General features: G+C 70.5%; 24 protein-coding genes, 1 tRNA gene and 2 pseudogenes. 20 read left to right on the top strand and 7 right to left on the bottom strand.

What is annotated here, in order from left to right:
- Positions 1–10 precede the first annotated feature (10 nt).
- The 3 genes from ACF1B9_RS33865 to ACF1B9_RS33875 form a co-directional block, all read right to left on the bottom strand.
- Complete coding sequence (locus ACF1B9_RS33865) at positions 11–3,151, bottom strand: DUF3427 domain-containing protein (protein WP_391741579.1); 3,141 nt, start codon at positions 3,149–3,151, stop codon at positions 11–13.
- A 95-nt stretch (positions 3,152–3,246) separates the two neighbouring features.
- Entirely contained in the window at positions 3,247–3,756 is a 510-nt protein-coding gene (locus tag ACF1B9_RS33870; RefSeq protein ID WP_391741580.1) for a GNAT family N-acetyltransferase, read from the bottom strand.
- Between the two features lie 179 nt (positions 3,757–3,935).
- Positions 3,936–4,937, bottom strand: a complete 1,002-nt coding sequence (locus tag ACF1B9_RS33875) for an SEC-C metal-binding domain-containing protein (RefSeq protein ID WP_391741582.1) — start codon at positions 4,935–4,937, stop codon at positions 3,936–3,938.
- Between the two features lie 108 nt (positions 4,938–5,045).
- On the opposite strand from ACF1B9_RS33875, the gene ACF1B9_RS33880 reads away from it, so the two are divergent.
- Genes ACF1B9_RS33880 through ACF1B9_RS33890 form a run of 3 tightly spaced genes read left to right on the top strand, consistent with a single transcriptional unit; the run spans position 5,046 to position 7,577 of the window.
- Positions 5,046–5,819 carry a class E sortase gene (locus ACF1B9_RS33880; RefSeq protein ID WP_391741583.1) on the top strand — a complete coding sequence of 258 codons (774 nt, stop codon included), beginning with the start codon at positions 5,046–5,048 and terminating at the stop codon, positions 5,817–5,819.
- Between the two features lie 55 nt (positions 5,820–5,874).
- Complete coding sequence (locus ACF1B9_RS33885) at positions 5,875–6,033, top strand: DUF3311 domain-containing protein (protein WP_078840020.1); 159 nt, start codon at positions 5,875–5,877, stop codon at positions 6,031–6,033.
- Positions 6,030–7,577, top strand: a complete 1,548-nt coding sequence (locus ACF1B9_RS33890; RefSeq protein ID WP_391741585.1) for a sodium:solute symporter — start codon at positions 6,030–6,032, stop codon at positions 7,575–7,577. Before ACF1B9_RS33885 ends, ACF1B9_RS33890 begins: the two co-directional genes overlap by 4 nt.
- Here ACF1B9_RS33890 and ACF1B9_RS33895 read toward each other — a convergent pair.
- A pseudogene (locus ACF1B9_RS33895) lies at positions 7,546–7,866 on the bottom strand (MFS transporter); the annotation flags it as partial. The gene ACF1B9_RS33890 and the pseudogene ACF1B9_RS33895 sit on opposite strands and share 32 nt — an antisense overlap.
- A gap of 4 nt (positions 7,867–7,870) precedes the next feature.
- Between ACF1B9_RS33895 and ACF1B9_RS33900 the strand changes: the two are divergent.
- The 4 genes and pseudogenes from ACF1B9_RS33900 to ACF1B9_RS33915 form a co-directional block, all read left to right on the top strand.
- Positions 7,871–8,053, top strand: a pseudogene (locus tag ACF1B9_RS33900) (transcriptional regulator); the annotation flags it as partial.
- 170 nt (positions 8,054–8,223) lie between these two features.
- Complete coding sequence (locus ACF1B9_RS33905) at positions 8,224–8,556, top strand: DUF6412 domain-containing protein (protein ID WP_391741586.1); 333 nt, start codon at positions 8,224–8,226, stop codon at positions 8,554–8,556.
- 93 nt (positions 8,557–8,649) lie between these two features.
- Positions 8,650–9,420 (top strand): YidC/Oxa1 family membrane protein insertase, encoded by a 771-nt coding sequence (locus ACF1B9_RS33910; RefSeq protein WP_391741587.1) that lies wholly within the window; start codon positions 8,650–8,652, stop codon positions 9,418–9,420.
- A gap of 135 nt (positions 9,421–9,555) precedes the next feature.
- Positions 9,556–10,416, top strand: a complete 861-nt coding sequence (locus tag ACF1B9_RS33915; protein WP_391741588.1) for a fumarylacetoacetate hydrolase family protein — start codon at positions 9,556–9,558, stop codon at positions 10,414–10,416.
- Positions 10,417–10,563: 147 nt separating this feature from the next.
- On the opposite strand, the gene ACF1B9_RS33920 is transcribed toward ACF1B9_RS33915, so the two are convergent.
- Both ACF1B9_RS33920 and ACF1B9_RS33925 read right to left on the bottom strand, forming a co-directional pair.
- Complete coding sequence (locus tag ACF1B9_RS33920; RefSeq protein ID WP_391741590.1) at positions 10,564–11,043, bottom strand: heme-degrading domain-containing protein; 480 nt, start codon at positions 11,041–11,043, stop codon at positions 10,564–10,566.
- Positions 11,040–12,194: a Gfo/Idh/MocA family oxidoreductase gene (locus ACF1B9_RS33925; protein ID WP_391741592.1), complete on the bottom strand. Its 1,155-nt coding sequence runs from the start codon at positions 12,192–12,194 to the stop codon at positions 11,040–11,042. Before ACF1B9_RS33925 ends, ACF1B9_RS33920 begins: the two co-directional genes overlap by 4 nt.
- 56 nt (positions 12,195–12,250) lie before the next feature.
- On the opposite strand from ACF1B9_RS33925, the gene ACF1B9_RS33930 reads away from it, so the two are divergent.
- The 12 genes from ACF1B9_RS33930 (at position 12,251) to ACF1B9_RS33985 (ending at position 24,258) form a co-directional block, all read left to right on the top strand.
- Positions 12,251–13,414: an ROK family protein gene (locus tag ACF1B9_RS33930; RefSeq protein WP_391741594.1), complete on the top strand. Its 1,164-nt coding sequence runs from the start codon at positions 12,251–12,253 to the stop codon at positions 13,412–13,414.
- Positions 13,415–13,687: 273 nt separating this feature from the next.
- Complete coding sequence (locus ACF1B9_RS33935) at positions 13,688–14,893, top strand: hypothetical protein (protein ID WP_391741595.1); 1,206 nt, start codon at positions 13,688–13,690, stop codon at positions 14,891–14,893.
- A 62-nt stretch (positions 14,894–14,955) separates the two neighbouring features.
- The gene (locus ACF1B9_RS33940; RefSeq protein WP_351073320.1) at positions 14,956–15,726 is read left to right on the top strand and encodes a GntR family transcriptional regulator; all 771 of its coding nucleotides are present in this window, start codon (positions 14,956–14,958) and stop codon (positions 15,724–15,726) included.
- Between the two features lie 139 nt (positions 15,727–15,865).
- Positions 15,866–16,990: a TIGR03364 family FAD-dependent oxidoreductase gene (locus ACF1B9_RS33945; RefSeq protein ID WP_391741597.1), complete on the top strand. Its 1,125-nt coding sequence runs from the start codon at positions 15,866–15,868 to the stop codon at positions 16,988–16,990.
- Complete coding sequence (locus ACF1B9_RS33950; RefSeq protein ID WP_391741598.1) at positions 16,987–17,712, top strand: phosphonatase-like hydrolase; 726 nt, start codon at positions 16,987–16,989, stop codon at positions 17,710–17,712. Before ACF1B9_RS33945 ends, ACF1B9_RS33950 begins: the two co-directional genes overlap by 4 nt.
- Positions 17,709–18,809: an ABC transporter ATP-binding protein gene (locus ACF1B9_RS33955; protein WP_391741599.1), complete on the top strand. Its 1,101-nt coding sequence runs from the start codon at positions 17,709–17,711 to the stop codon at positions 18,807–18,809. Before ACF1B9_RS33950 ends, ACF1B9_RS33955 begins: the two co-directional genes overlap by 4 nt.
- Before the next feature lie 166 nt (positions 18,810–18,975).
- Positions 18,976–19,923: a 2-aminoethylphosphonate ABC transporter permease subunit gene (locus ACF1B9_RS33960; protein WP_391741600.1), complete on the top strand. Its 948-nt coding sequence runs from the start codon at positions 18,976–18,978 to the stop codon at positions 19,921–19,923.
- Positions 19,910–20,707: an ABC transporter permease gene (locus ACF1B9_RS33965; RefSeq protein WP_391741601.1), complete on the top strand. Its 798-nt coding sequence runs from the start codon at positions 19,910–19,912 to the stop codon at positions 20,705–20,707. Before ACF1B9_RS33960 ends, ACF1B9_RS33965 begins: the two co-directional genes overlap by 14 nt.
- 64 nt (positions 20,708–20,771) lie before the next feature.
- Positions 20,772–21,833, top strand: a complete 1,062-nt coding sequence (locus ACF1B9_RS33970; RefSeq protein WP_391741603.1) for a 2-aminoethylphosphonate ABC transporter substrate-binding protein — start codon at positions 20,772–20,774, stop codon at positions 21,831–21,833.
- 249 nt (positions 21,834–22,082) lie between these two features.
- Complete coding sequence (locus tag ACF1B9_RS33975) at positions 22,083–22,871, top strand: HAD-IIA family hydrolase (RefSeq protein WP_391741604.1); 789 nt, start codon at positions 22,083–22,085, stop codon at positions 22,869–22,871.
- 126 nt (positions 22,872–22,997) lie between these two features.
- Positions 22,998–23,573 (top strand): hypothetical protein, encoded by a 576-nt coding sequence (locus ACF1B9_RS33980; protein ID WP_391741606.1) that lies wholly within the window; start codon positions 22,998–23,000, stop codon positions 23,571–23,573.
- Between the two features lies 1 nt (position 23,574).
- Entirely contained in the window at positions 23,575–24,258 is a 684-nt protein-coding gene (locus ACF1B9_RS33985; protein WP_391741607.1) for a class F sortase, read from the top strand.
- A gap of 430 nt (positions 24,259–24,688) precedes the next feature.
- Here the strand turns inward: ACF1B9_RS33985 and ACF1B9_RS33990 are convergent.
- A tRNA-Lys gene (locus ACF1B9_RS33990) sits at positions 24,689–24,762 on the bottom strand.
- Between the two features lie 184 nt (positions 24,763–24,946).
- Between ACF1B9_RS33990 and ACF1B9_RS33995 the strand changes: the two genes are divergently transcribed.
- Entirely contained in the window at positions 24,947–26,326 is a 1,380-nt protein-coding gene (locus tag ACF1B9_RS33995) for a peptidoglycan-binding protein (RefSeq protein ID WP_391741608.1), read from the top strand.
- Positions 26,327–26,340 lie beyond the last annotated feature (14 nt).

The following is a 26,340-nucleotide window of genomic DNA, read 5'->3' on the forward strand; positions in this document are numbered from 1 at the left end:
ACAGGGCGGATCACCCCGCAGCAATCGTTGAGTAGGTCCACACATCGGCCGGCATTTCGTGACGAAGGCTCCAGACAATACCCATGGGCTTGCTGCCCTTGTGTTCGACGTACTCGGCGGGTCCAAGGAGCATCCATGGCTGAGGCCCGCCGATGTCTGTCTTCTTGTAGCGGCGGACGAAGAGTAGGACGTGAGTGCCCTTCTCCTTGTGGGTCTGGTAGCGGATGCCAGTGGGTGATGTCTCTGAGGTCTGATTCTGAGATTCCCAGTGGAACAAGCGCTCATTGCGGGCGTAGTCCTTGTAGCGAGTCTCTGGGGAAAAGTCCTTCTCGTCCTTTTCAAGGGTGATGAGCAGTGCGTCGGTCTGGATGTTGTCGCACCACTTCACGCCTTCGCGGAAGTGTCCCGGCATGAAGCCGCCGACGTAGGACTGTCCTAGGGCGGGGAGGATTTCTTCGCGGCTGTATGAGGCGTGGATGGTCAGCGGCAGGCGTGCATGCTCGCCGAGCAGTGGGACGGGCACGTGGTCGGCTTGGTCCAGGACGTGGGCGAGAACCTGGCGGACCTCGTCGCGGAAGGCGTGCTGAGGACGAAGAGCGTCGAAGCCCTCCTGATAGCTGCCGAAACCACCGCCCAACGGCCAGAGGGAGAAGAAGAACATGCGGGCATATGCCTGTTCCTGCTCGCTGAGCTCGTCATACGCGGGGGCGTCCTCGGAGAGCAACTTGCTGTACGCGGCGGCTCGGAGCGGGTCGTCGACGTGGAGGAAGGCCGATACTCGCTTGAGTAGCGTCGCTTCTCCTTCAGGCCCGGCCTTGGGGAGGAGTTTGGCCCGGCGGAGTAGACCCGTCCATGAGTTTCCGTTGCCCCGGTAGAGCTCTTTGAGCTCTCGTCCGCTCTCCTTGAGATAGTTGGCGAGCCTAGGCTCCGCGTATGCGGCGACCTCCAGAGCGAGCTGAGTGACGTTGACGCTGATCTGGCTGCGAATGTTGTCAATAATCAGATCCTTGGCTTTCGACTCAAGGATGATCTGGCAACCAGACGGCAACTGCGGAAAATCGTGCTCGATGTTGGCCAGCAGGCGATTGCGAGTGAGGTTGGTCAGGGCGCGGAACTGCTCCTCGAAGCGGAATTCCTTGCGGTGCTGACCGATGAAGTCCAAGACTGTGAGGACGGCCTTGTCTTCGGTCCGACGCAGGCCTCGGCCTAGTTGCTGGAGGAACACCGTGGCGCTGGATGTTGGGCGCAGAAGGAGCAGGGTGTCGACGTCAGGGATGTCGAGTCCCTCGTTGAACAGGTCTACAGAGAAGATGACTTGGAGCGTGCCTGCCTTGAGCTGGTCCAGGGCGTCCTTGCGCTCGTGACGTGGGGTCTCACCGGACAGGGCGATCGCATTGAGGCCGGCTCGACGGAAGAAGTCGGCCATGAAGACTGCGTGTGCGACTGACACACAGAAGCCCAACGCACGCATCGTGCCCGGGTCGGTAACTTTGTCCTTCACGGCTTGGACGACGAGCCTGGCTCGTGCGTCATTGCCAGTGAAGAGATTGCTGAGGGCTGTGGCGTCGTACGACCCCCGCTTCCAGGCGATGGCGCTCATGTCGGTGTTGTCAGTGACGCCGAAGTAGTGGAATGGGCTGAGTAGGTCGTTCTCCAGGGCTTCCCAGAGGCGCATCTCTGCTGCGATCCGACCTCCAAAGAACTCGTCCTGGATGTTCAGCCCATCCATGCGTTCCGGGGTAGCGGTTAGTCCCAGCAGTTCCTTGGGGTCGAAGTAATCCAGGATCCGTCGGTACGTGGGGGACGTGCCGTGATGGAACTCGTCGATCACGATGACGTCAAAGTGGTCTGGAGCAAAGCGGTCCAACGCACGCGAGTTGAGCGACTGGACGCTGGCGAAAACATGAGTCCAGTTGTCGGGGATCTCCCCACCGACGAAGAGCTCGCCGAAGTTTGCGTCAATCAGCACGTTCTGGTAGACGCGCAGGGACTGTTCCAGAATCTCCTTGCGATGGGCCACGAAGAGCAGGCGCGGGTCACGGCCCAGCGTCCGCCGCAGCCGCTTGAAGTCCAGAGCTGCCATCACGGTCTTGCCTGTGCCGGTCGCGGCAACGAGGAGGTTGCGGTGCCGACCGTGGACGGTGCGCTCCACTTCGAGACGTTCCAGCATGTCGCGCTGGTGCGGATAGGGGCGGACTTCAAGTCCAGAGAGCGTGATGACGGTGCCGCCGTTTTGGTTGGACCCGCCAGCGTGAGACAGCGCATCGTCCAGTCGCTGCGCGTCGCTGTCGGGGTCGTACGGCTCGAACGAGCGCTCACTCCAGTACGCGTCGAATGTTGCCTCGAACTTGCGGAGGACGGATGGCGTAGCGACCGACGACAGCCGAACGTTCCATTCGAGCCCGTCAAGAAGCGCGGCCTTGGACAGATTCGAGCTGCCGACGTACGCCGTGTCGAAGCCGCTCTCGCGACGGAAGAGCCAGGCCTTGGCATGAAGGCGTGTTGAACGGAGCTCGTAGTTGATCTTCACTTCGGCACCGAACTCGCGGACCAGACGATCCAGCGCGCGACGCTCCGTCGCTCCGATGTAGGTCGTTGTCAGCACGCGAATGGGTACACCACGGTCGCGCGCGGAGGAAAGCGACTGCTCAAGGACTCGTAGTCCGTGCCACTTCACGAAGGCACAAAGTAGATCAACGCTATCCGCCGTAGCCAACTCGGCGCGCAGCTCAAAACCCAGACTCGGGTCATCCGGCGAGTTGGTGATCAATGCCGTCTCGGAGAGGGGCGTTGCCGGGCGAATTGCGTATACGCCGGGAGCCTCTTGCTCAGCGACTGCGAGTAGCTGCCTGGGGCCCTCGATGACGAGATCGGCCCACTCGGCCGCACCCTCGATCGTGTTGAGCGACTCCAGGATGTGGTTGGCGGCGATCACCTGCTCCGCAGGTGAGAGGCCCTGAAGGACGTGGCGTACGACGTTCGCGATATGGCGCGACAGCACGTGAGGCACGGACTCGTGGCCGACTATGTCATCGATGGAACGCCAGCCTGTTGAGTCAAGCTGCTTCATACGTTCTTCTAGACGACGGGTGATCAGCGTCTCGTACAGCCCAGCAATCGGAGCCGCGTCGCCTGCAAAGTCGTTGGGCATGACCGAGTCCCCCTCGTCTCGTCACCTACCCGTGCAGTTGTATCAAGCCGGGCTGACAAGCTGTGGGGCTGCCCGTGCCCTCGCTGGCGTCTCGGCTATTGGGTCCCGCGTTTGGGGCTTCTGCCGAAGTCCCGCACGTACCCCAGCCCCGGCCGCCCGCTCAGCAGGAGTTCCTCTCCCGTCGGGACGAAGCCCGCGCGGGTCAGGACCGCTTGGGAGGCCGGGTTGTCGTGGGTGGTGGAGGCCCGCAGTGTGGTCAGGCCGTACTCCTCGGCCGCCAGGGCGCACAGGCGGCGGACGGTGGCCGTGGCCAGGCCTCGGCCCGTGGCCTTTTCGGCTACGCGGTAGCCGAGTTCGGCGGAGCCGTTCGCCGCATCGACCAGGTTGAAGCGGCCCAGGATCACACCCTGGTCGTCCACCAGGACGTGGAAGTGGCAGGCGCCGGTGGCCTGTTCGGCGAGGCGGGCCGCTAGGAGGGCGCCGAAGTTCGTGAAGTAGTCGTCGCCGCGGTCCGGGACCGATGTGGCGAAGAACGCGCGGTTCTCCTGCTCGAACGCGAGCAGGGCCGGGGCGTGATCGGGGTGGAGACGCTGGAGGTCGGGCATGGCTGCACCATACGGATCGGCGGCATGGCGGGGCCATCGAGATTCCGGGGGACGCCACCCCCGTTGTCGTGTCGTGACGGTCGAGGCCCGATGTGTCACGTTCACACGCGAGGTCATGGGTGGCCGTGCGGTACGGGAACGGCCCCGGCCCGGCCGGGGCCGCCGCTTCGTACCGTCGTTCAGTCCGTGCCGTGGCACTCCCGGTACGTCCGGCCCGAGCCGCACCAGCACGCCGCCTTGCGGGCCGGGGGCCAGGGGATCGCCCGGCCGCGGGCGGCGAGGGTGGTGGCGTACTGGGGGAGGAGGTCCGGGTCGGCCGGGGACGTGGCCTCCGAGGCGGCGAAGGCTTCGTACGACGGGACCGTGCCGGTCACGATGCCGAGGTTCGGGGTGCCTGCGTGGTGGAGGTCGCGGAGGGCGGCCTCCAGGCGGGCCAGGTGGTCGGGGTGGGAGGGGTACTCGCTGCGCAGGTTCGGGTACGCGGTGAGGAGTTCGTCGAGTTCGGCGGCCGGCCAGTGCAGCACCGCCACCGGGAACGGGCGGGACAGCGCGGTGCGGTACGTGCCCAGTTCGGCGCGGATGCGGGTGATCTCGGCCCGGAGCTCGCCCGGGTCCGAGGAGCCCAGTGCCCACAGGCGCTTCGGGTCGTGCAGCTCGTCCAGCGGGACGGCGGCGGTGTGGAGGGTGTCGGCCAGTTCGTCCCAGACGTCGTGGTCGGTGCCCATCAGCCTGCGCACACGGTGGCGGCCGATCAGCAGCGACTGCGTGGCGTACGGGACCTCCTCGCCCGGCGTCAGGAGGAGGGTCAGCGCGGTCGTGAAGCAGTCGTGGGCCGCGGTCAGCTCGTCGTGCGATTCGAGGGTCTCGGCCGCGATCTCCCACGGCGCGGGGTCGAGCGGGCCCGCGGCGCGGATGCCGTCGAGGATCGCGCGGGCCTCGGCCTCGTGGCCGTACTCCCACAGGTTGGCCGCGTTCAGGGCCTTCACCAGGTGCGGGTGGTCGAGGTCGGGGGAGGCGAGCAGTTCGTCGTAGAGGGTGGTGGCGCGGGCGCGGTCGCCGGCGAGCTCCAGGTGGGCCGCGGCCTGGAGGAGCAGCGGCTCACGGTCCTCCGGATACTGCGCCGCGGTGCGCAGCAGGCGCTCGGCTTCGGTGGTGTGGTCGGCAGGCGTGTCGGGGCGCATGAATCACACCGTACTGCTGTACGGCACCTGCACGGAGGGTGGTTCCGGCTCTGGAGAGTTGGGGGACATGGCCCTATCGTGCCGGCCGTGCGGGAGCGGATACCGGTTGTGACGCAGCGGAACTCGCGAGGACGCAGGGCCGCCGCGCGTGGGCTCTGGACGGGTGCCGAGGTGGTGATCACCCTCGGCGTCGTCCTGTTGTTGCTCGTTGTTCATCAGCTGTGGTGGACCAACCGGCAGGCCCGCGCCGACGCCCGGCACGAGGTGCGGGCCCTTCAGCGGGAGTGGACGGAGCCGGAAGGGGAGAAAGAGGGGCAAGAGGGGCGGCCGCAGGGGGGCGGCGACGGTGCGGGGGGCAGCGGTGGGGCCGGCACGGGGGCCGCCGGTGGCCGGTCGTCCGCGGGGCGCACCGCACCCACCGGGCCCCGCCGGGACCAGGCGTACGCCGTCATCCGTATCCCGCAGCTCGGGCTCGCCGCACCCGTCGCCCAGGGCATCAGCAAGCGCGGAGTGCTCGACAAGGGGTACGTCGGGCACTACCCGGGCACCGCGCAGCCCGGCCGGGCGGGGAACTTCGCGCTCGCCGGGCACCGCAACACGCACGGCGAGCCCTTCCGGTACATCAACCGCCTGCGGCGCGGGGACCGGATCGACGTCGAGACCCGGGACGCCGTCTACACGTACGCCGTCGACCGGACGCTCGGGCAGACCAGTGCGCGCGACGGCGGTGTCATCGCGGCCGTGCCGCGCAGCAACGTGAAGCCGTACACCGGCTACACCACGGCCGGTTCCTATGTGACGCTCACTACGTGCACGCCCGAATTCACCTCCCGTTACCGGCTTGTCGTATGGGGGAGGCTGACGGATGTCCGGGCGCGGTAGCGGCGCCGGACTAAGGTTTTCCGACGTGCTCAGAAGACGTCCGCATCTGTTGTGGTTGCTGGTCCCCTATGTGCTGTACCTGGGGGCGCTGCCGTTCGTGAACCGGGTCCATCCCGTGGTGCTCGGACTGCCGTTCCTCTTTGTGTGGCTGCTCGGCGCGACCCTGCTGACACCCGTCGCCGTATGGCTGACCCGACGGGGGGACCGCCGGTGAACGCCACGATCGCGACCTCCGTCTTCGGGGTCTTCGTGGTCGCCACCGTCGCCCTCGGGCTGCTCGCGATGCGCGGGCGGCGGAAGGGGAGCGGGGGCGGTGGCGGGCTCGCGGAGTGGTCCGTGGGCGGACGCAGCCTCGGGACCGTGTTCATCTGGGTGCTGATGGCCGGGGAGGGCTACACCAGCTTCAGCTACCTGGGCGCCGCGGGATGGGGCTACAACTACGGGGCGCCGGTGCTCTACGTGGTGGCGTACATGTCCTGCGGCTACGCCGTCGGCTATGTCGTCGGGCCGATGCTCTGGGCGTACGCGCGCAAGCACGGGCTGGTCGGGATCACCGACATGGTGGCGCACCGCTTCGGGCGGCCCTGGCTCGGCGCGCTGGTCGCCGTCCTCGCCACCGTCTTCCTGCTGCCGTACATCCAGCTCCAGATCACCGGCATGGGCGTGGTCGTCTCGACCATCTCCTACGGTGCCATCGGCCTGAACTGGGCCTACTTCATAGCCTTCGCCGTCACCACCGGCTTCGTCGTGGTGAGCGGGCTGCGCGGCAGCGCGTGGGTGTCCGTCCTCAAGGACGTCCTCGTGATCGCCACGCTCGGCTTCCTCGCCTTCTACGTGCCGCTGCACTACTTCGACGGGTACGGGCCGTTCCTCGACCGGCTCGTCACCGAGAAGAGCGAGTGGCTGACGTTCCCGGGGCACGGGGACAGCGGGCTCGGGCAGGCGTGGTTCATCACCACCTCGTTCCTCAACTCCCTCACCGTCGTGATCTTCCCGACGACCGTCGCCGGCTATCTCGGCGCGAAGAACGCCGACGTGCTGCGCCGCAACGCGATGCTGCTGCCCGCCTACAACGTGCTGCTCTTCGTCCCGATGCTGCTCGGCATGGCGGCTCTCTTCGTCGTGCCGGGGCTCGTCGGCGCCGAGTCCAACCTGGCGCTCTTCAAGCTCGTCGTGGACTCCCTGCCGGCCTGGGCGGTCGGCGTCATCGGTGTGGCCGCCGCGCTCTCGTCGATCGTGCCGATGGCCGTCTTCATGCTGGTCATCGGCACGATGTGGGGGCGCAGTGTGCTCTCGCTCGTGCCGCGGTGGGAGCGGCGGCAGAAGGGCGCCGCACAGACGGTCGTGGTGGTCGCGGGGGTGATCGCGCTCGTGCTGACGTACACCGCGCCGAACACCCTCGTACGGCTCTCCCTCATCTCGTACGAGGGGATGGCGCAGCTGCTCCCCATGGTGTTGCTGGGGCTGATGTGGCGGCGGCTGACCCTGCTCGGGGCGATGAGCGGGCTGGTCGTCGGGGTGGGCCTGGTGTGCGGGTTCGTGTTTACGGAGCACGATCCGGTGTGGGGGGTGAACGCGGGCATCGTGGCACTCGCCGCCAACCTCGTCGTCGCGCTCGGCGTGACGTACGCGGGGCCGCGCGGGCGCGACGACCGGCCGGACGACGAGGTGCTCGCGCGCGACGAGATCGGCACCGGGGAGGGCGGGCAGGAGGACGGGCAGGAGGTCAGCGGCGCTCGCGCAGGAGCAGGACACTGACGGTCGCCACCAGGGCCAGGGCGACCGACAGCAACAGCGCGCCGTTCGCGCCCGAGCCCGTCGCGGCCGTCGCGATCGTCAGCGCCACGCCCGCCGACGAGCCGATGTACCGGGCGGTGTTGTTCGCTCCCGAGCCCATCGCGGCCCGCTCGGGCGGCACCGACTCGACCGCCAGGCGCGGCAGTGCGGCGTTGAGCAGCCCGCTGCCGATGCCGGACACGACCAGCGCGAGCAGCAGCCGCAGCCACAGCGACGCGCCGATGTGCGCGGTGCCCGCCGCGTCCAGGGTGCCTGCGTCCTGCGGTACGGAACTGGGCTCGTACGGCGAATGCCCGGCCTGCGCCCGGCCCGTGCCGCCTGGGGAAGTCGAGATGCGGCCGGGCGACGGACTCGATCCGGACCCCGCCGATCCGGTCGGCCGTGCCCTGCTGGTGCCGCACCGGCTGCTGCGACCGCTGGACACCGGACGCCCCTGAGCGCGGACGAGTGTGCCGGACTCATCGTGTATAACGGCTGGAGAGCCGAACGCACGCACGCATGCGTGGGTGCGTGATCGACGCGGATGTGCGCGTGCGAGGCGCGCGCGAGGTGCGCGCGACGGGTGGGCCCGGCCGTCGGGCCGCGAAGGGGAAGAAGGGAGGGGCCGATGAACGGTGACACGAAGCGTCTGCGCGGAGTTCTCGCCCGGCTGCTCCGCCCCGCCGGACTGCTGCTCTTCTTCGTCACCGAAGTGCTCCTCGCCGAGGGCGGCAGCCTCTCCGCCGCCGTCGCGCTCGCCGCCACGGCCGCCGCAGGCTCCGCGCTCGTCGCCGCCTCGGTCATCAGCGCCCGCTGCGCCGCCCCCGTGCCCCGCACCCGGGTCCGTACGGCCATCCGCGACCGGGAGAAACGCACCGCGTTCCTGCCGCAGCGAGATCCTGACGCCAAGGGGCGCCGACGCCCCCGAGCCCCCGGCCACGCCCTCCCGACGGCCGCGTAGGGGCTCACGCAGCAGCGAGCACCCCCCCTCGCGGTCCGTCATGCCGAGTTCGTTCTTCTTCCCGGCACGACGAGACCCCCGGAGGGCTCACCCATGTCCGTCTTCATGTCCGCATTCGCCGGCCTGGTCGGCGCGCTGGCCGATGTGCTGCACCCGCTCTTCCAGACCGCGTCCACCGCCGCCGCCATCGTGCTGTTCACCGCGCTCGTGCGGCTCGCCGTGCACCCCTTGTCGCGGGCCGCGGCGCGCGGACAGAAAGCCCGCACCAGGCTCCAGCCGCAGATCGCCGAACTGCGCAAGAAGCACGGCAAGAACCCCGAGCGCATGCAGAAGGCGCTCATGGAACTGCACAAGAAGGAGCAGGTCTCGCCGCTGTCCGGCTGCCTGCCCAGCCTGCTGCAGATGCCCGCCTTCTTCCTGCTCTACCACCTCTTCTCCAGCCAGAACATCGGCGGCGACCCCAACGCGCTGCTCGGCCACCGGCTCTTCGACGCCCCGCTCGGCGGGCACTGGCACGACGCCCTCGCGCACGGCGGGCCGTTCGGGGCGCAGGGCATGGTCTACCTCGGCCTGTTCGCGATCGTCGCCGTCGTGGCCACCTTCAACTTCCGGCGTACGAAGCGGCAGATGGCCGCCAATCCGGTCACCCCGGCCACCGGCCCCGACGGACAGCCGGTGCCGGGCATGGGCGCGATGACGAAGCTGATGCCGCTGATGTCCTTCGCCACCCTCTTCACCGTCTCCGTCGTGCCGCTCGCCGCCGCGCTGTACGTCGTCACCAGCACCACCTGGACCGCGGTCGAGCGGGCCGTCCTCTACCGCGACATGCCGGCCGCGGGCACCGCCATGGCCACCGCGGCGTGATCGGGGCGGCGAGTGCACCGGTCCAGTGTGTGAACAGGGTCTTGCGGAGTGATCGGATGTCTTGGACGATCGGACAGCCTGCGATGGCCGCCACCCATCCGACGGGCCCGATCTCGACCAAGGGGAGAAAGACCGTTGAAGCTGCTTCGTGTGGGTACGGCCGGCGCGGAACGACCGGCGCTGCTGGACGAGGACGGAACCCTGCGTGACCTGTCGGGGATCGTCACCGACATCGATGGCGCGCTGCTCGCCGACGAGTCCGCACTCGCCCGGGTACGGGCCGCAGCGGCCGTGCCCGGCGGGCTGCCCGAGCTCGACGCCGACGGGCTTCGGGTGGGTCCGCCCCTCGCCCGGATCGGCAAGATCGTGTGCATCGGGCTGAACTACCACGACCACGCCGCCGAGACCGGTGCGGAGATTCCCACCGAGCCGATCCTGTTCTTCAAGGCGCCGGACACCGTCGTCGGGCCCCACGACACGGTGCTGGTGCCGCGCGGCAGCGTCAAGACCGACTGGGAGGTCGAGCTCGCCGTCGTCATCGGGCGCACCGCCCGTTACCTGGAGTCCGCCGAGGAGGGACTCGCGCATGTCGCCGGATACGCGACGGCGCACGACGTCTCCGAGCGCGAGTTCCAGATCGAGCGCGGCGGCACCTGGGACAAGGGCAAGAACTGCGAGACGTTCAACCCGCTGGGGCCGTGGCTGGTCACGGCGGACGAGATCGCCGACCCGCAGGCGCTGCCGCTGAAGCTCTGGGTCAACGGTGAGCTGAAGCAGGACGGCACGACGGCCGACCAGATCTTCCCGGTGGGCGAAGTGGTCCGCTACCTCAGCCACTTCATGACGCTGTACCCCGGCGATGTGATCAACACCGGGACGCCGGCGGGGGTCGCGCTGGGGCAGCCCGAGCCCAAGCCGTATCTGAGGGCGGGGGACGTGGTGGAGCTGGAGGTCACGGGGCTGGGGCGGCAGCGGCAGGAGCTGAAGGACGCGTAGGGGCTGTCCCGTAATCCGCGCCTGCCAGGGTACGGGACAGCCCTTCGGGGCCGCTTCGTCCTCGATCACCGGACGGGCCGAAAGGTACTTAGGTAAAGATCGGAGGGGTGGGGTGCCGCGTCGGTGGCGCCCCACCCCTCCCTCGCGTCATGCGCCGATCGTCGTCGCGAACTGTTCCAGCGCCTCGACCACCAGGGCGTGGTCCTCCGCCTGGGGCAGACCCGAGACCGTGACCGAGCCGATGACGCCCGCGCCCTCGACCGCGATCGGGAACGAACCGCCGTGCGCGGCGTACGTGCCGAGGTCCAGGCGCGAGGCGTCGTCGAACGTCGTCCCCTTCGCCCGGAACCGGGATCCCACCAGGTACGAGCTCTCGCCGAACCGTTCCACAACCCTGCGCTTGCGGTCGATCCAGGCGTCGTTGTCGGCGCTCGATCCCGGCAGCGCGGCGTGGAAGAGCTGCTGTGCGCCGCGGCGGATGTCGATCGCGATCGGGGCGTGCCTCTCCCGGGCCATCGCGACGAGCAGGCCGCCGAGCGCGTAGGCGTCGTCGTAGCTGAAGTGCGGCAGCGTCAGTCGGCGCTCCTGGGCGATGAGCTCGGAGATGGTCGGAGCGGTGGGGTTCATACGGGCTGCTCCTCGTTGTCGGCGGAGGCGGACGGGGGTGCGGCGGGCAGGGTCACGGTGACGCCCTCGCGGGCCGAGCGGCGGGCGGCCTCCAGGACGTCCAGGGCCGCGGCGGCCTGCAGAGCGGTCACTGGATTGTCACCCCTTCCGCGCAGTGCGTCGGTGACCGCCGCGTAGTACGCGGGGTAGTCGCCCGGCTGCGTACGGATCGGGGCGCCGCCGCCCGTCAGCGGGGACTCGCCCGAACCGATCCTGCCCCACAGCGTCTCGGGCTCCTCGCCCCACGGACCGCCCGGCGTCGGACGTGCTCCCGCGCGCAGGGCGGCCTCCTGCGGGTCGAGGCCGTACTTCACATAGCCGGCGGCCGAACCGAGCACCCGGAAGCGCGGACCGAGCTGGGCCGCGGTGGCGCTGACGTACAGATGCGAGCGGACCCCGTTCGCATGGGTGATCGCGAGAAACGTGTCGTCGTCGGCGGCGGCGCCGGGGCGGCGTACGTCGGACTCCGCGTACACCCGCACCGCCGGTCCGAACAGCACGAGCGCCTGGTCGACGACATGGCTGCCCAGGTCGTACAGCAGTCCGCCGATCTCCTGCGGATCGCCCGACTCGCGCCAGCCGCCCTTCGGCTGCGGGCGCCACCGCTCGAAACGGGACTCGAAGCGCTGGACGTTCCCGAGCTCGCCGTCCGCGATCAGCCGGGCGAGCGTGAGGAAGTCGTTGTCCCAGCGGCGGTTCTGGAAGACCGAGAGCAGCAGCCCGCGCTCCTCGGCGAGGGCCGCGAGCTCCCGCGCCTCGGCGGCCGTACCGGCGACCGGCTTGTCCACGACGACCGGCAGACCCGCCCTGAGCGCGGCGGTCGCGATCGGGACATGGGTCCTGTTCGGCGAGGCGATCACGATGAGATCGAGTGTGTCCGCGCGGTCCCACAGCTCCTGGGGCGACGCGGCGAACCGCACGCCGGGGAACTCGGCGCGCGCCTGCGTCCGCCGCTCCTCGTTCGACGTGACGACCGTGTCGAGGGCGAGGCCCTCGGTCGCGGCGATCAGCGGGGCGTGGAAGACGGAACCTGCCAGGCCGTAGCCGACGAGCCCGACGCGCAGGGGGGACCCGGGCAGTCCGGGCGTCTCGTGAGTCGCGTTGCCAGTCATGCATGTCACTTAAGCAACGCTGTTGCCAAAGTGCAAGCGTCAGCAACAATGGTGCGGTGAACAGGAGTAATAGCGGCGCGAACCTGCCGACGCTGCGCAGCCACAATGCGGCGCTGCTGCTGGATCTGCTGCGGGTGGCGGGCGAGCCCGGTATCAGCAGGCTCGAACTCGCCGAGCGCACCGGGCTCACACCGCAGGCCGTCAGCAAGATCACCGCCCGGCTGCGGGCCGACGGTCTGGCGGCCGAGGCGGGCCACCTGGCCTCCACCGGCGGCAAGCCGCGCACCGTGCTGCGGCTGGTGCCGGACGCCGGGTACGCGCTCGGTCTGCACCTGGACCGTGACGAGCTGACGGTGGTGCTCGTCGACCTGGCCGGCGCGGTCGCCGCGAGCCACACCGCCCCGCTGGACTTCGGCGCCCCGGCGGACGAGGTGCTGACGACGGCGGCGGACATGGTCGCGGCGGTGCGCGGCGCGGGTGCCGGGACGGCCGGGCGGGGCGAGGGCGCGTCCTGTGCGGGCCGACCGGTGCTCGGGGTCGGCGTGGCGGTGCCGGGGCCGCTCGACCACCGGGGCGGGGTGCTGCACCGCGTCACCGGGTTCCCGCAGTGGGACGGGTATCCGCTGCGGGACGCGCTCGCCGCGAGGACCGGGCTGCCCGTCGTCGTCGACAAGGACACCAACGCCGCCGCCCTGGGGCTCGCCCTGCGCGCGGCCGGCACGGGTGATTTCGCCTATCTGCACCTCGGGACGGGACTCGGCGCCGGGCTGGTCCTCGGCGGGGCGCTGCATCGCGGGGCCCGTACCGGGGCCGGTGAGTTCGGGCACCAGACCGTCCAGCTGGACGGTCCGTTGTGCGGCTGCGGCGGGCGGGGCTGCATCGAGGCGCTCTGTCTCGCCGCCGTCGCCCGCGGCGATGTCGCGGAGGCCGCCCGGGTGCTGGGCACCGGCGCCGCCAATCTCGTCGGGCTGCTCGACATCGACCGGGTGGTGCTCGGCGGCCGTACCGTCGCCGCCGATCCCGAGCCGTACGTACGGGGCGTCCGCGCCGTGATCGACGAGCGCGCCCGCCGGGGCGGCCTCGACGCGCCGGTGCCGGTCACCGCCGCACGAGGAGGGGACCGGCCGGTCGCGGAGGGAGCCGCGCAACTGGTCCTGGCCCCGCTGTTCGGACGGGTCGGGAGCGCGGACCCGGGCGAGCGGGGCGCGCGACTGGGCTGATCGAGCGGTGCCCGGCGGCCGGCCGGCCGATCCACCGGCATGTCGGTGCCGGTCGCCTCGCGCGTGCGTGGCAGCGTCGCCGTCCACGACCGGTGAACTCCGGCACACAAAGGCTGGGCGGGTGCTGAGGATCTTGGCCGGACCCGTGGCGGTCGGCACGCACAGCTCCGGCGCCTTGTGGTTGTACGCGTCGGCCGCCGCTCCCAGGTCCGGCCAAGGTCTTCAGTGCTCGCCCAGCCGACCGTCCCGCGAGCCGCGAAGGGTGATCCCCGCATGCCCTCCACACCCCCCTCGTCCGCCACGCCCTCCCCGGCCGGCTCCGGGACGGGCCGCGCGGCCGACGCCGTATCGCCCTTCACGTCCGGCACCGCATCCCTCCCCATGGCGAGCCCCGTGTCCCTCCCGCTCGCCGACGGGGCGTCCATCCCGGTGTCCACCGCCTCCGCGCGGCCTCCCTCGCCGCCCCTGCGCGTGTCGCCGCTCCCCGGGCGGACGCGGCACGGGCTGGCGCTCGGGCTGGCGGCGGCGAGCGTGGTTCCCGCCGTCCTCACCGGCGCGTCCGCCGCTCCGGCCGCCGCGGCGTCCTCGGCCGCCCCGGTCTCGAAGCCGAAGACCGCCACCGCCGACCAGCCGGCGGCCTGCGGTGATCCGGCGGCGAGCGAGTTCCCGATCAGCACCCGTATCCGCGGCGGCCCGGACACCTACGCGTCCGGCGGCGGCTACGGGACCTGGTACCTGGACCTGACCAACACCACCACCGAGCCGTGCCGGGCCATCCATCCGGTGCTGGTCCTCACCGACGAGGACCGCAAACTGACCTCCGACCAGATCCAGCTGAAGTTCTCCGAACAGACCCGTCCCGAAGTGGAGCACCGGGTCAGCTGGGAGACCAGCGACCAGGACGAGCAGATCGGCGTCTTCGACGGCGACGGCGACGACACCTTCGAGGGCTTCACCATCCCCGCGGGCGCAACCGTCACCGTCGAGGTCCGGATGGCGTTCACCTCCGACACCAGCCCGGGACGGATCACCGCCAACGCCGCGATCGTCCAGCGGCAGCACGGGTCGAGCGGCACGTCCGAGACGGACGACGGGGCCTGGGTCGGTGAGAGCGACGACTACCCGTTCACCGTTGTCGAGTACGACGGCGGCGGGACCGAAGAGCCCGATGAGCCCGGGGGCATCCGCGGAACCGGGGACGTCGACGAGCCCGGGGACATCGGCGGAACCAAGGACACCGTCCACACCCCCCGCGACACCCCGCGTGACGCCGCGCCCGACGGAGCCCGGACCGGCGCTGGCGGCGACACCCCGCGGCCGGTCCGGCCCGGCCGGGCACCGGGGGAGAGCGGTCTCCCCGAACTGGCCGCGACCGGTTCGGACGCCGTCGCGTACGCCGGCGTCACCGTCGCCGGGTTCCTGATCGGCGGTGGGGCCATGGTGTTCTGGACCCGCCGTCCGCGCCGCCCCCACCCCTGAACCGCCCCTTCCCGCCATCGGCCGTTCACGCGTGTTCATGTCCGTCTGCCACCATCGGGCGCGTGGACTACCCGCACGACCAGACACCTGGCGCACCCATCCGTTCCGGCATCCCGGAGCACGGCCGCATCCCCAAGTACTACGCGGTCAAGGCTCATGTCTCCCTCCTCATAGAGGAGTTGGGCGAGGGGGGCATGCTGCCCACCGAGCGCGATCTCGCCGAGCGCTACGAGGTCTCGCGCGAGACGGTGCGCCAGGCGCTGCGCGAACTGCTGCTGGAGGGGCGGCTCGCCCGCCAGGGGCGCGGCACCGTGGTCGCGGGCCCCAAGCTGGAGCAGCCGCTCTCGCTGGCGAGCTATACGGAGGGCGTGCGCCGCCAGGGCCGTACCCCCGGCCGCCGCCTCATCGGTCTGGAGCGGTTCCCCTGCCCCGAGGCGCTGGCCGCCGACATCGGGGTGGCGCGCGGCGAACCGGTCTGGCACCTGGAGCGGGTGCTGCTCGCCGACGACGACCGGGTCGGCCTGGAGAGCACCTACGTCTCCGTCGCCCGCGTACCGGACCTGGACACGGGGTTCGACCCCGACTCGTCCTTCTACGCCCATCTGCGCGACCGGCTCGGGATCTCCTTCGGCGATGCGGACGAGCGGATCGAGACCGTGCTCGCGACGCCGCGCGAGGCGCTGCTCATCGGTACGCCGCCCGCGCTGCCCATGCTGCTGATCCACCGGATCTCGCGCGACACCGACGGCGAGCCGCTGGAGCGCGTACGGACCCTCTTCCGCGGGGACAGGTTCTCCTTCACCGCACACCTGGGCGCGCAGGACGGGCGCTGAACGACTCCGGGCGACGGTGGCGGCCGACTCATTGAGGTAACGAGAATGTAACGGGTCTAGTCCAAGCTTGGGGCCCAGTTCACCCTCGCGTTGCCCTACCGATCCGTACGCGTCACCGACCCCGAGGAGCGTGGCCGTCGTGAGAGTCATCGTCGTAGGAGCCGGCGTGGTGGGAACCATGCACGCCTGGCACGCAGTGAACCGCGGCCACGAGGTCGTACAGATCGAGCGCGAGAGCGAGGCACGCGGGGCATCGCTCCGCAATTTCGGACAGATATGGGTCAGCGGCCGGGCCGGTGGCGAGGAGCTGGAGACCGCGCTGCGCGCCCGTGAACTGTGGGAGGGCATCGGGGCCCGGGTCCCCGATCTCGGCTTCCGGGCCTGCGGCTCGCTCACCCCGCTCCGCACCGGGCTGGAGATCGCCGTCGCCGAGGCGGCCGTCGCCCGCCCCGACGCGGCGGCCCGCGGCTACAAGCTGCTCACCGCCGACGAGGCCCGTGCGATCAACCCCGCGCTGCGCGGCGGATTCGCCGCCGCCCTGTGGTGCGAGCGGGACGCCGCGGTCGAGCCGCGCACCGCCCAACTGGCCCTCAAGCGAGAGCTGTTGAAGTCGGGCCGGTATACGTACCTCGGCGGGCGCGAGGTCCGCGAGGTGGTGGGCACCGCCTCCGTCCGCGACGACCACGGCGATGTCCACACCGGTGACGCCGTGATCCTGGCCACCGGAGCCTGGCTCGGCGGACTCGTGCGCGAACTGGCCGGCCCCGATCTGCCGGTGCGCCGCGTCCGGCTCCAGATGATGCAGACCGACCCGCTCGGTGAGCGGCTCACCACCTCCGTCGCCGACGCCGACAGCTTCCGCTACTACCCGGCGTACCGCAGCGAGGCGCTGGACACCCTCAACGCCGAACAGGTGCAGGCGCCGACCGCGGCACAGCACAGGATGCAGCTCCTGATGGTCCAGCGCCGCGACGGCGGGCTGACCATCGGCGACACCCACGAGTACGAGCACCCCTTCTCCTTCGACACCGTCGAGGAGCCGTACGAGCACCTCACCGGAGTCGTCGAGTCCTTCCTCGGCCGCCCGCTGCCGAGGATCCGCCACCGCTGGGCCGGCGTCTACGCCCAGTGCACCGACACCAGCCGTGTCGTCCACCGCCAGCAGGTGCGGGACGGCGTCTGGCTGGTCACCGGTCCGGGCGGGCGCGGCATGACCTGCTCGCCCGCCATCGCCGAAACGACCGCCAACGAACTGGGCTGGTGAAGAAGTTGAGCAACACCGACACGTCGAACACCACCGACGGGCTGAACCTGATCGTCCTCGACATGGCCGGCACCACCGTCGCCGACGGCGGCCTCGTCGAGCAGGCGTTCTCCGTCGCGGCCGAGCGCCTCGGCGTGGAGCCGGGCTCCGCCGACCACGCGGAGAAGCTCGACTACGTGCGCGCCACCATGGGCGAGTCCAAGATCTCCGTCTTCCGTCACCTCTTCGGCGACGAGGACCGGGCCCAGCGGGCCAACACCGCCTTCGAGGAGGCGTACGGGGAGCTGGTGGACGGCGGCCGGATCGCGCCGGTACCGGGCGCCCGCGAGGCCATCGAAAGGCTCAAGGCCGAGGGCCGGACCGTGGTCCTGACCACCGGTTTCGCCCGCACCACCCAGGACGCCATCCTGGCCGCGCTCGGCTGGCAGGACCTGGTCGCACTGACCCTCTGCCCGGCCGACGCGGGCGGTCGCGGCCGCCCCTGCCCCGACATGGTCCTCGCGGCGTTCCTGCGCACCGGCGCCGTCGACGGTGTCCAGCGGATCGTGGTCGCGGGCGACACCTCGTACGACATGCTCAGCGGCGTGCGCTCCGGGGCCGGGATCGTCGCGGGCGTGCTCACCGGCGCCCACGACAAGGAACAGTTGACCCGTCACGGCGCCACACATGTGCTCGGCTCGGTCGCCGAGCTCCCGGACCTGATCGCGCGGGCGGAGGCATGACGGGCGGGGCCGACGCCGTCCGCAGCGGCATCAGGTTCGACCAGGTCAGCGTCGCGTACGGCGGGAACACCGTCCTCGACCGGCTCGAACTGACCGTCGAACCCGGCGAGGTCATGGCGCTGCTCGGGCCCTCCGGGTCCGGCAAGACCACCGCCCTGCGCGCCGTCGCCGGATTCGTCCAGCCCGTCTCCGGCCGGGTGTACCTCGGCGACCGCGACGTCACCGGCCTGCCGCCGCACAGGCGCGGCATCGGCATGGTCGTCCAGCAGTACGCCCTCTTCCCCCACATGCGGGTCCGGGACAACGTCGCCTTCGGGCTCAAGGCCCGCAAGGTCGCCAAGGCGGAGATCCCCGAGCGGGTCGCCGAGGCACTCGAACTCGTCGGCATGGCCGGCTACGCCGAGCGCTACCCGCGCGAACTCTCCGGCGGCCAGCAGCAGCGCGTCGCCATCGCCCGCGCGCTGGCCATCCGCCCCGGCGTTCTCCTGCTGGACGAGCCGCTCTCCGCGCTCGACGCCCAGCTGCGCTCCGGAATGCTCGCCGAACTGGCGCGACTGCACCGGGAGCTGCCGGACGTCTCCATCCTGTACGTCACCCACGACCAGGTGGAGGCGCTCACCCTCGCCGACCGGATCGCGGTCATGGACAAGGCCCGGCTGCAGGACTGCGGCACCCCGCAGGAGCTGTACCGCCGTCCGCGTACCGAGTTCACGGCGTCGTTCGTCGGCAACGCCAATCTGCTGCCGGTCACCGTCGCCGACGGCGCCGGCACCGTCGACTTCGCGGGACGCGCGCTCGACGTACCGACCGGCGAAGTGCCCGGCGGTGCCACCGCCACGCTCTGCGTCCGGCCCCACCTGGTCGGGCTCGGCGACGGGCCCAACGCGCTGAGCGGCACCATCGCCGAGGTCCAGTGGCGGGGCTCCACGCACCGGCTGTACGTCGACATCGACGGGCACCGGGTCAAGGCGGACCTCCGCGAACTGCGCGAGACCCCGGCGCTCGGTGACAAGGTCACGCTGCACTTCGCGGCCGAGGACGCGGTGCTGCTGCCCGTGGGCGCGGCGCCGGGAGCCGGAGGAGGGGCCGATGGCTAGGGTCTTTCGTTCGGATCAGGCCGGATCAGGGAGCGAGGTCCGATGCCGCGCATCGCAAGGCGGAGGAGGGAAGCATGGCGGAGCCATGGTGACAGACGACAACGCGGCGAGGCGCGGTGCGGGGGCACGCGAGCCCGGCATGATCCGAACGGGAGGCCCTGGCATCGTGCAGCCCGTCACCCCGGGCATCACGGCGGCGAAGACGCCCCGTCAGCGCACCGGCGGCAGCGGGACCGGCCCGTCCGGGGAGACGCCCCCGGCGGCCGGCCCGCAGGCCCCGGCCCGCGAGGCCCGCCGCATCCCCCGCTTCGTCTGGGCGCTGCCGCCCGTCGCCGTCCTCGCGCTCGTCTTCCTCTACCCGCTGGCCCTTGTCGTCCAGCAGTCCTTCAGCCCGGACGAGGGCGGTACCTCGCTCGCCCCGTACGGCGAGGTGTTCGCCTCCGAGTCGTTCCGCTCCGCGCTGACGACCACCGTCTGGCTGGCGGTCGGCTCGACCGTCGGATGCCTGGTGCTGGGCTTCGTCCTGGCCATGGTCATCGCGTTCGTGCCGTTCCCCGGCGGCAAGGCGGTCGCCAAGTTCATCGACGTCTTCCTCTCCTTCCCGTCGTTCCTGATCACGCTCGCCCTGCTGTTCATCTACGGCAGCGTCGGCATGGCCAACGGCCTCTGGACGGACGTCACCGGGGCGTCGAGCGGCCCCTTCGACTTCCTCACCACCCCGTGGGGCGTCCTGCTCGCCGAGATCACCTACTTCACCCCGTTCGTGATGCGCCCCCTGCTCGCCGCGTTCTCGCAGCTCGACAGCGCGCAGCTGGAGGTGGCGTCCTCGCTGGGCGCGAAGCCGGCCCGGATCGTGCGGCAGGTGATCCTCCCCGAGGCGATCCCCGCGCTCGCAGCGGGCGGCAGCCTCGTCCTCATGATGTGTCTCAACGAGTTCGGCATCGTGCTGTTCACCGGCGCGAAAGGGGTCACGACCCTGCCGATGCTCGTCTACAGCAAGGCGATCCTGGAGTCCGACTACCCGGCAGCCTGTGTCGTCGCAGTCGTCAACATCGCGATCTCCGTAGGTCTCTACAGCCTGTATCGGATGGTGAGCCGCCGTGTTGGTGCATAGCCGTACGGGGAAGTGGGCCGCCTGGGCCGTGTTCTTCGTGCTCTTCGTCCCCCTGTTCGCGGTGCCGCTGCTGGTCATCCTCGCCGCGTCGTTCACCACCAACTGGTCCGGCGCCTTCCCCTCGGGGCCGACCACCGGGCATTACGCGGCCGCGACCGGCGGTGACTCCCTGCAGGCCCTGACCACCAGCCTGATCACCGCCGTCAGCGCCAGTCTGCTCGCCCTCACCGTCGGTTCCTGGGCCGCCCTGGCCGCCGCCTCGCTGCGCAGCCGCGGCAGAAGGTTCCTCGACGCGCTGTTCATGCTGCCGGTCGCCGTGCCGTCCGTCGTCGTGGGCCTCGCCGTGCTCGTCGCCTTCAGCAAACCGCCGATGCTGCTGAACGGGACGAGCTGGATCGTGATCCTGGCGCACACGATTCTTGTCACGGCGTTCGCCTATTCGTCGGTTTCGGCGGCGATAGTGCGTCTCGACCCGATGTACGAACAGGCGGCGGCCAGTCTCGGTGCCCGCCCCTCGTACGTCCTGTGGCGCGTCAAGCTGCCGCTCCTGCTGCCGTCCCTGACAGCGGCGGCGGGGCTGTGCTTCGCGCTGTCCATGGGTGAGCTGAGCGCCACGATGATGCTCTACCCGCCGGACTGGACACCGCTCCCGGTGCAGATCTTCGCGGCCACCGACCGCGGCTCGCTCTTCACCGGAGCGGCCGTCGCCGTGGTCCTGATGGGAACGACGCTGCTCGTGCTGCTCGGCGTCTCCCGGATCCGCACCAGGGCCTCGTTCCGCTGATCCGCCGACACCCCCGTACTGACTCCGGCCGGCTCCCGGCCGACTTCCAGGAGATACGACTGCCATGCGCAAGAACCACCTCAAGCCCATAGCCGCCGTCACCGGCTGCCTCGCCCTCGCCGCCACCCTCTCCGCCTGCGGCGGCTCCTCGGCCGCATCCGACGAGAAGGTCGTGACCGTCTACAGCGCCGACGGCCTCAAGGGCGAGAACGGCGACGGCTGGTACGACAAGGTCTTCAAGGACTTCGAGAAGCAGACCGGCATCAAGGTCAAGTACGTGGAAGGCGGCTCCGGCGAGATGGTGCAGCGCGCCGTCCGCGAGAAGTCCAACACCCAGGCCGATGTGCTGGTCACGCTGCCGCCGTTCATCCAGCAGGCCGACAGCAAGGGGCTTCTGGCGGCGTACGCGCCGGCCGGTTCCGACCAGGTCGACGGCGCCGACAAGGCGTCCGACTCCAAGTGGACCTCGGTCGTCAACAACTACTTCGGGTTCATCTACAACAAGAAGGAGCTGAAGTCGGCACCCACCACCTGGGAGGAGCTGCTCGACGGCAGGTTCAAGAACAAGATCCAGTACTCCACCCCCGGAGTCGCCGGTGACGGCACGGCCGTACTCATCAAGGCCATGCACGACTTCGGCGGCAAGGAGCCGGCGATGGCGTACCTGAAGAAGCTCCAGGCCAACAACGTCGGCCCGTCCGCCTCCACCGGCAAGCTCGCCCCCAAGGTCGACAAGGGCGAACTGCTCGCCGCCAACGGCGACGTCCAGATGAACTACGCGCAGTCCAAGGACATGCCCAACCTCGGCATCTGGTTCCCCGCGAAGGAGGGCGGCAAGCCCACCACGTTCGCCCTGCCGTACGCGGCCGGCCTGGTCGACAAGGCCCCGCACAGTGCCAATGGCAAGAAGCTGCTCGACTTCATGCTCTCCGAGCAGGCCCAGAAGGACGTCAGCACGGTCGGCGGAGGTTTCTCCGCCCGCAAGGACGTCGAGGCCACCGACGCCAACGCCCTCGCGCTCGCCGAGCTGATGGACGGCGTCGAGGTCTTCGCGCCCGACTGGTCGGACATCGGCACCAACCTGGACACGTACGTGGGGGCCTGGAAGTCGGCCACCGGCAGCTGACGCGGCCCTCGGACGCATCGCGGGGAAACCGGGCCCGGTACACCATCGCAAAAAGGTAACGGGTCTGGTCCGTCCGGTCGGATCACGCCGGGCTGATCCGACCGGACGGCCAGGGTCCCGGTCCCGGCTCGCACCGAGCGTTCCGGCAGTACCTGTCGGTCGAACGGACGCTCTAAAATCGGGGACGTCGGCGCTGCACAACGCGGTGCCGCCGGCGTCCCCGCACACGGCGTACGGCAGGAGTCCCACATGGCAGAGCGCAAGCCGATCTCATCCTGGCTCACCGACATGGACGGAGTCCTGATCCACGAGGGGACACCGATCCCCGGGGCGGATGCCTTCATCAAGCGGCTGCGGGACTCGGGGTTGCCCTTCCTCGTCCTCACGAACAACTCGATCTACACCGCGCGTGATCTGCACGCCCGTCTCGACCGCATGGGTCTCGACGTGCCCGTGGAGAACATCTGGACCTCCGCCCTGGCCACCGCCCAGTTCCTGGGCGACCAGCGGCCCGGCGGCACGGCGTACGTCATCGGAGAGGCCGGGCTCACCACCGCGCTGCACGACATCGGCTACGTCCTCACCGACCACGACCCCGATTACGTGGTCCTCGGCGAGACCCGTACGTACAGCTTCGAGGCGCTCACCAAGGCGATCCGGCTGATCAACGGCGGTGCCCGCTTCATCTGCACCAACCCGGACGAGACCGGCCCGTCCGCCGAGGGCCCGCTGCCCGCGACCGGGTCCGTCGCCGCCCTCATCACCAAGGCCACCGGCAAGGCCCCGTACTTCGCGGGCAAGCCCAATCCGCTGATGATGCGCACCGGGCTCAACGCGATCGGGGCCCACTCCGAGTCCAGCGCCATGATCGGCGACCGGATGGACACCGACGTGCTGGCCGGACTGGAGGCGGGGATGCAGACGTTCCTGGTCCTGACCGGTCTCACCACCGTCCCCGACATCGACAAGTACCCCTTCCGGCCGTCCAGGGTCGTCGATTCCATCGCCGACCTGGTCGACCTCATCGACGTGGGCTGAGCCCGGCGGGCCCCGCCAGGAGAGGGGCGGGGACGATCCGGGGCGGTCCCCGCGCGCCCCGTTCCCCCCGCTCCTGCGGATGCGGAATGCCGACGCAGGCGTGAACCTTTCCTGAGGAGGTTTACGATGCGTTCCATACCCCTCACGTTCTGTGCCGCCGCAGTGGTCGCGGCGACCCTGGTGCCGGCTTCCGCCGCGCTGGCCGACTCCGGCTCCGGCACCGGTTCCGGCCCGGGGACGGGCTCCGGCAGTCGAACCGGCCTCTCGGTGACCCCGCTCTCCGCCGCCCCGGGCGACGGGGTGGACCTGCGGCTGGACAGCTGCGAGGGCAAGGAGGCCAAGGGCGAATCCGATGCCTTCGTCTCCGAGGCACGGTTCTCGCCCGCCACGGACGGCGGCCTCTCCGCCGAGGCCCGGATCAGCTCGGACGCCTCCCCGGGCGACCACGACATCCGGGTTGTCTGCTCGGACGGCCGGGGCACCACGATGTCCGGCAAGGTCACGGTCGCCGACCGGAACAGACCCACGCCGCTGGCCCCGGTCCGCGCCGGAGGGGGCGGCACCGCCCTGCTCAACGAAGAGTCCGCTCGTCACAACGGTCCCGGCCTCGTGCAGGCGGTGATCGGCCTGGTCCTGGCCGCCGTCGCGGTCGTCGTCGTCGTGTTCCGCAGCGTGCGCCGTCGCCGCACGGCCAAGGACTGACGTGTCCGCCCCGGACCGCCCCTCGGACCACGGCCGGCTGCTCACCGGAGTGGCCTGGGCCGTCCTGCTGATGGGCCTGTGGCTCTGGGGCCGCGACATCACCGACGGCTCCGGCGCCAGTTCCGCCCCGACCACCGGCGACATCGCCGCGGTCGGGCGTCCGCTCGGTGTCCCGCTGCCCCCGCCGCACGACCCGGTCGGGGGCTCCGTGCCGAAGCGGGTCGAGATCCCGTCGCTCGGCATCGAGGCGCCCGTGATCGCCCGAGGCCTGGACGAGGACGGCGCGATCGAACCACCGTCGTTCGACACGCCCCGGACCGTCGGCTGGTACGGCGACGGCGCCGAGCCCGGCGCGAAGGGTCCCGCTCTCTTCGTCGGCCACGTCGACACCGAGACCGAGCCGGCCGTCTTCTACGGACTGAGCGCGGCCCGCGCCGGCGCCAAGGTCGAGGTGACCCGCGCGGACGGCAGCGTCGCCGAATTCACCGTCGACGACGTCCAGGTCTTCACCCGTGAACGCTTCAACGCCGACAAGGCCTACGGCCCCCGCAAGCAGGGCCGCGCGGAACTCCGCCTGATCACCTGCGGCGGCACCTACGACCGGGCATCGCGCTCCTACGACGCGAATGTGGTCGTGTCGGCCTACCTGACCGGAAGGAAGTCCGGCGGGAGCGACGGCACCTGAGGCCGTGGGCGGCGGCTTCGATGTGCCCAACTCCCGCACCGCGGCGGACAGTACGGGAGCCGTACAGCATCATCCTGATCGTCGGGTCGATCGGCGCGCCCCAGGCACCCGTCCCCAGGACCGGACCACAACTCGGTGCCGCGCGAATCCAGTTCAGGGCGGACACGGATCCGTCCTCGCGGCCGGGCCCTCGCCGAGCTGTGGTTGCCGTGCTCGGTCCGCGCGCGGTACCGGGCCCTCCTGCGGCGGAGGATTTTCGAGCCGCTGCGTGACGGGACGGTGACCGCGTGTCCGCGGCGGGCCGGCTGTGCGCGGGTCGCGCGTCGGCTGCGTGGCGGTCACGCGATGTTCGCGAAGGCGGTGATGCGGAGGCCTTCTTCGGAAACGAACAAGACCCCCTCACGTGCAGTGAGGGGGTCTTGACTCTGCGTGCGCCGCCAGGGACTCGAACCCCGGACCCGCTGATTAAGAGTCAGCTGCTCTAACCAACTGAGCTAGCGGCGCCTGCTGACCTGGAGAACTCTACCCGAAGGTGGGGCGTGCTCCTGACTATTTCCGGTCCCTCACGGCCTGTCGGATGGTCGTTTTTTCTCTTCTATCCGTCAAAATGCATTATGTCAGGAGAGTTGAGACACTGACGCCCGTGCACATGCGCCCAAAGATCTTGACGAGTGCGGAGGGGAATCGCATGACTGTGCCGGCTTTCGAGGAGTACGTGCCCGCCATCGACTGCATCTGTGCGGGGTGCGCCGCGCAACGGCGAACCGCCGCCGGTGCCTTGCCCGTGCGGTACGGAGGTCATCCGGCCGCCCACGGCGCGCGCCGTGCGCTGGTGCTGGTCACCGCGGCCGGCGTGGTGCTGAGCACCGGCGCTGCGGAGGCGGCGAGCGCGCCGGGTGACCGGTCGGCGGAGGCGACCGGAGCCGCCCGGACGGACGAGACGACGGTGTCGACGGCTCCGGCGGACCCGGCCGACGAGGGCGACCCGCTCGCCCCGGCCGACGGGGATCCGGACAGCCCGCAGGGCAGGCCCGGACCGCTGAAGGGCGCGGGGGCCTCGGGCCCGCCCTCGTCCACGGGCAGCACGCTGCCCCGGACCAGCAGGACCGCGATCATCAACCGCGCGAAGAAGTGGGTGGCCGCGCAGGTTCCGTACAGCATGAACAAGTACTGGTCCGACGGGTACCGGCAGGACTGCTCCGGCTATGTGTCGATGGCCTGGAACCTGCCCGGCAACGAGTGGACCGGCAGCCTCGCCAAGTTCGGGCAGCGGATCGCGCGGGAGGATCTGCAGCCGGGCGACATCCTGCTCTTCCACAATCCGGCGAACCCCGCGAAGGGCTCGCACGTCACGATCTTCGGCGGCTGGACCGACTACACGCACACCCACTACACGGCGTACGAGCAGACGAAGCCGCACACCCGCAAACAGACGACACCCATGGCGTACTGGACCAACTCCGGCAAGTACGTCGCCTACCGGTACAAGGGTCTCAGCAGCGGGAGCGGCAGCGGAGGCAGCGGTCCGTCGTCGTCGACGGAGTTCCCGGGCGCCGGGAAGTTCGGTCCCGGAGCGAGCAACGCGTACGTCACCCGGCTCGGGAAGATGCTCGTGGAGCGGGGCGGCAAACGTTTCTACAAGGTCGGTCCCGGCCCGGTCTGGGGCGACGCCGACCGGCTCGCGACCCAGGCCTTCCAGAAGGCCCAGGGCTGGAAGGGCAAGGAGGCGGACGGGATCCCCGGCCCCGACACCTGGCGGTTGCTGATCGGTGGAACCGGTCGTGACGTCCCCACCGGAAGTGGAGGCGGTCAGGGGGGTTCGAACTCTGATTCGACGTTCCCGGGCCGCGGCTATTTTCGGCCCGGCCAGTCCAACAGCCATGTCGACAGGCTCGGCAAGCAGTTGGTGAAGAAGGGATACGGCACGTACTACCGGTCGGGACCGGGGCCTCGCTGGACCGAGGCGGACCGGCGCAACGTCGAGGCCTTCCAGCGGGCCCAGGGCTGGCGGGGCGGAGCGGCCGACGGCTACCCCGGTCCGGAGACCTGGCGGCGACTCTTCGCGTGACACGACGGCGGACA

Origin of the sequence: Streptomyces sp. NPDC014727 (assembly GCF_043083485.1) — a bacterium.
In the GTDB taxonomy this organism is placed as follows: domain Bacteria; phylum Actinomycetota; class Actinomycetes; order Streptomycetales; family Streptomycetaceae; genus Streptomyces.

Excerpts from the sequence above, each read along its gene's own strand:
- ACF1B9_RS33865 (WP_391741579.1), bottom strand. The coding sequence starts at position 3,151 with ATGCCCAACGACTTTGCAGGCGACGCGGCTCCGATTGCTGGGCTGTAC.
- ACF1B9_RS33870 (WP_391741580.1), bottom strand. The coding sequence starts at position 3,756 with ATGCCCGACCTCCAGCGTCTCCACCCCGATCACGCCCCGGCCCTGCTC.
- ACF1B9_RS33875 (WP_391741582.1), bottom strand. The coding sequence starts at position 4,937 with ATGCGCCCCGACACGCCTGCCGACCACACCACCGAAGCCGAGCGCCTG.
- ACF1B9_RS33905 (WP_391741586.1), top strand. The coding sequence starts at position 8,224 with ATGAACGGTGACACGAAGCGTCTGCGCGGAGTTCTCGCCCGGCTGCTC.
- ACF1B9_RS33910 (WP_391741587.1), top strand. The coding sequence starts at position 8,650 with ATGTCCGTCTTCATGTCCGCATTCGCCGGCCTGGTCGGCGCGCTGGCC.
- ACF1B9_RS33920 (WP_391741590.1), bottom strand. The coding sequence starts at position 11,043 with ATGAACCCCACCGCTCCGACCATCTCCGAGCTCATCGCCCAGGAGCGC.
- ACF1B9_RS33925 (WP_391741592.1), bottom strand. The coding sequence starts at position 12,194 with ATGACTGGCAACGCGACTCACGAGACGCCCGGACTGCCCGGGTCCCCC.
- ACF1B9_RS33935 (WP_391741595.1), top strand. The coding sequence starts at position 13,688 with ATGCCCTCCACACCCCCCTCGTCCGCCACGCCCTCCCCGGCCGGCTCC.
- ACF1B9_RS33955 (WP_391741599.1), top strand. The coding sequence starts at position 17,709 with ATGACGGGCGGGGCCGACGCCGTCCGCAGCGGCATCAGGTTCGACCAG.
- ACF1B9_RS33970 (WP_391741603.1), top strand. The coding sequence starts at position 20,772 with ATGCGCAAGAACCACCTCAAGCCCATAGCCGCCGTCACCGGCTGCCTC.
- ACF1B9_RS33975 (WP_391741604.1), top strand. The coding sequence starts at position 22,083 with ATGGCAGAGCGCAAGCCGATCTCATCCTGGCTCACCGACATGGACGGA.
- ACF1B9_RS33980 (WP_391741606.1), top strand. The coding sequence starts at position 22,998 with ATGCGTTCCATACCCCTCACGTTCTGTGCCGCCGCAGTGGTCGCGGCG.
- ACF1B9_RS33995 (WP_391741608.1), top strand. The coding sequence starts at position 24,947 with ATGACTGTGCCGGCTTTCGAGGAGTACGTGCCCGCCATCGACTGCATC.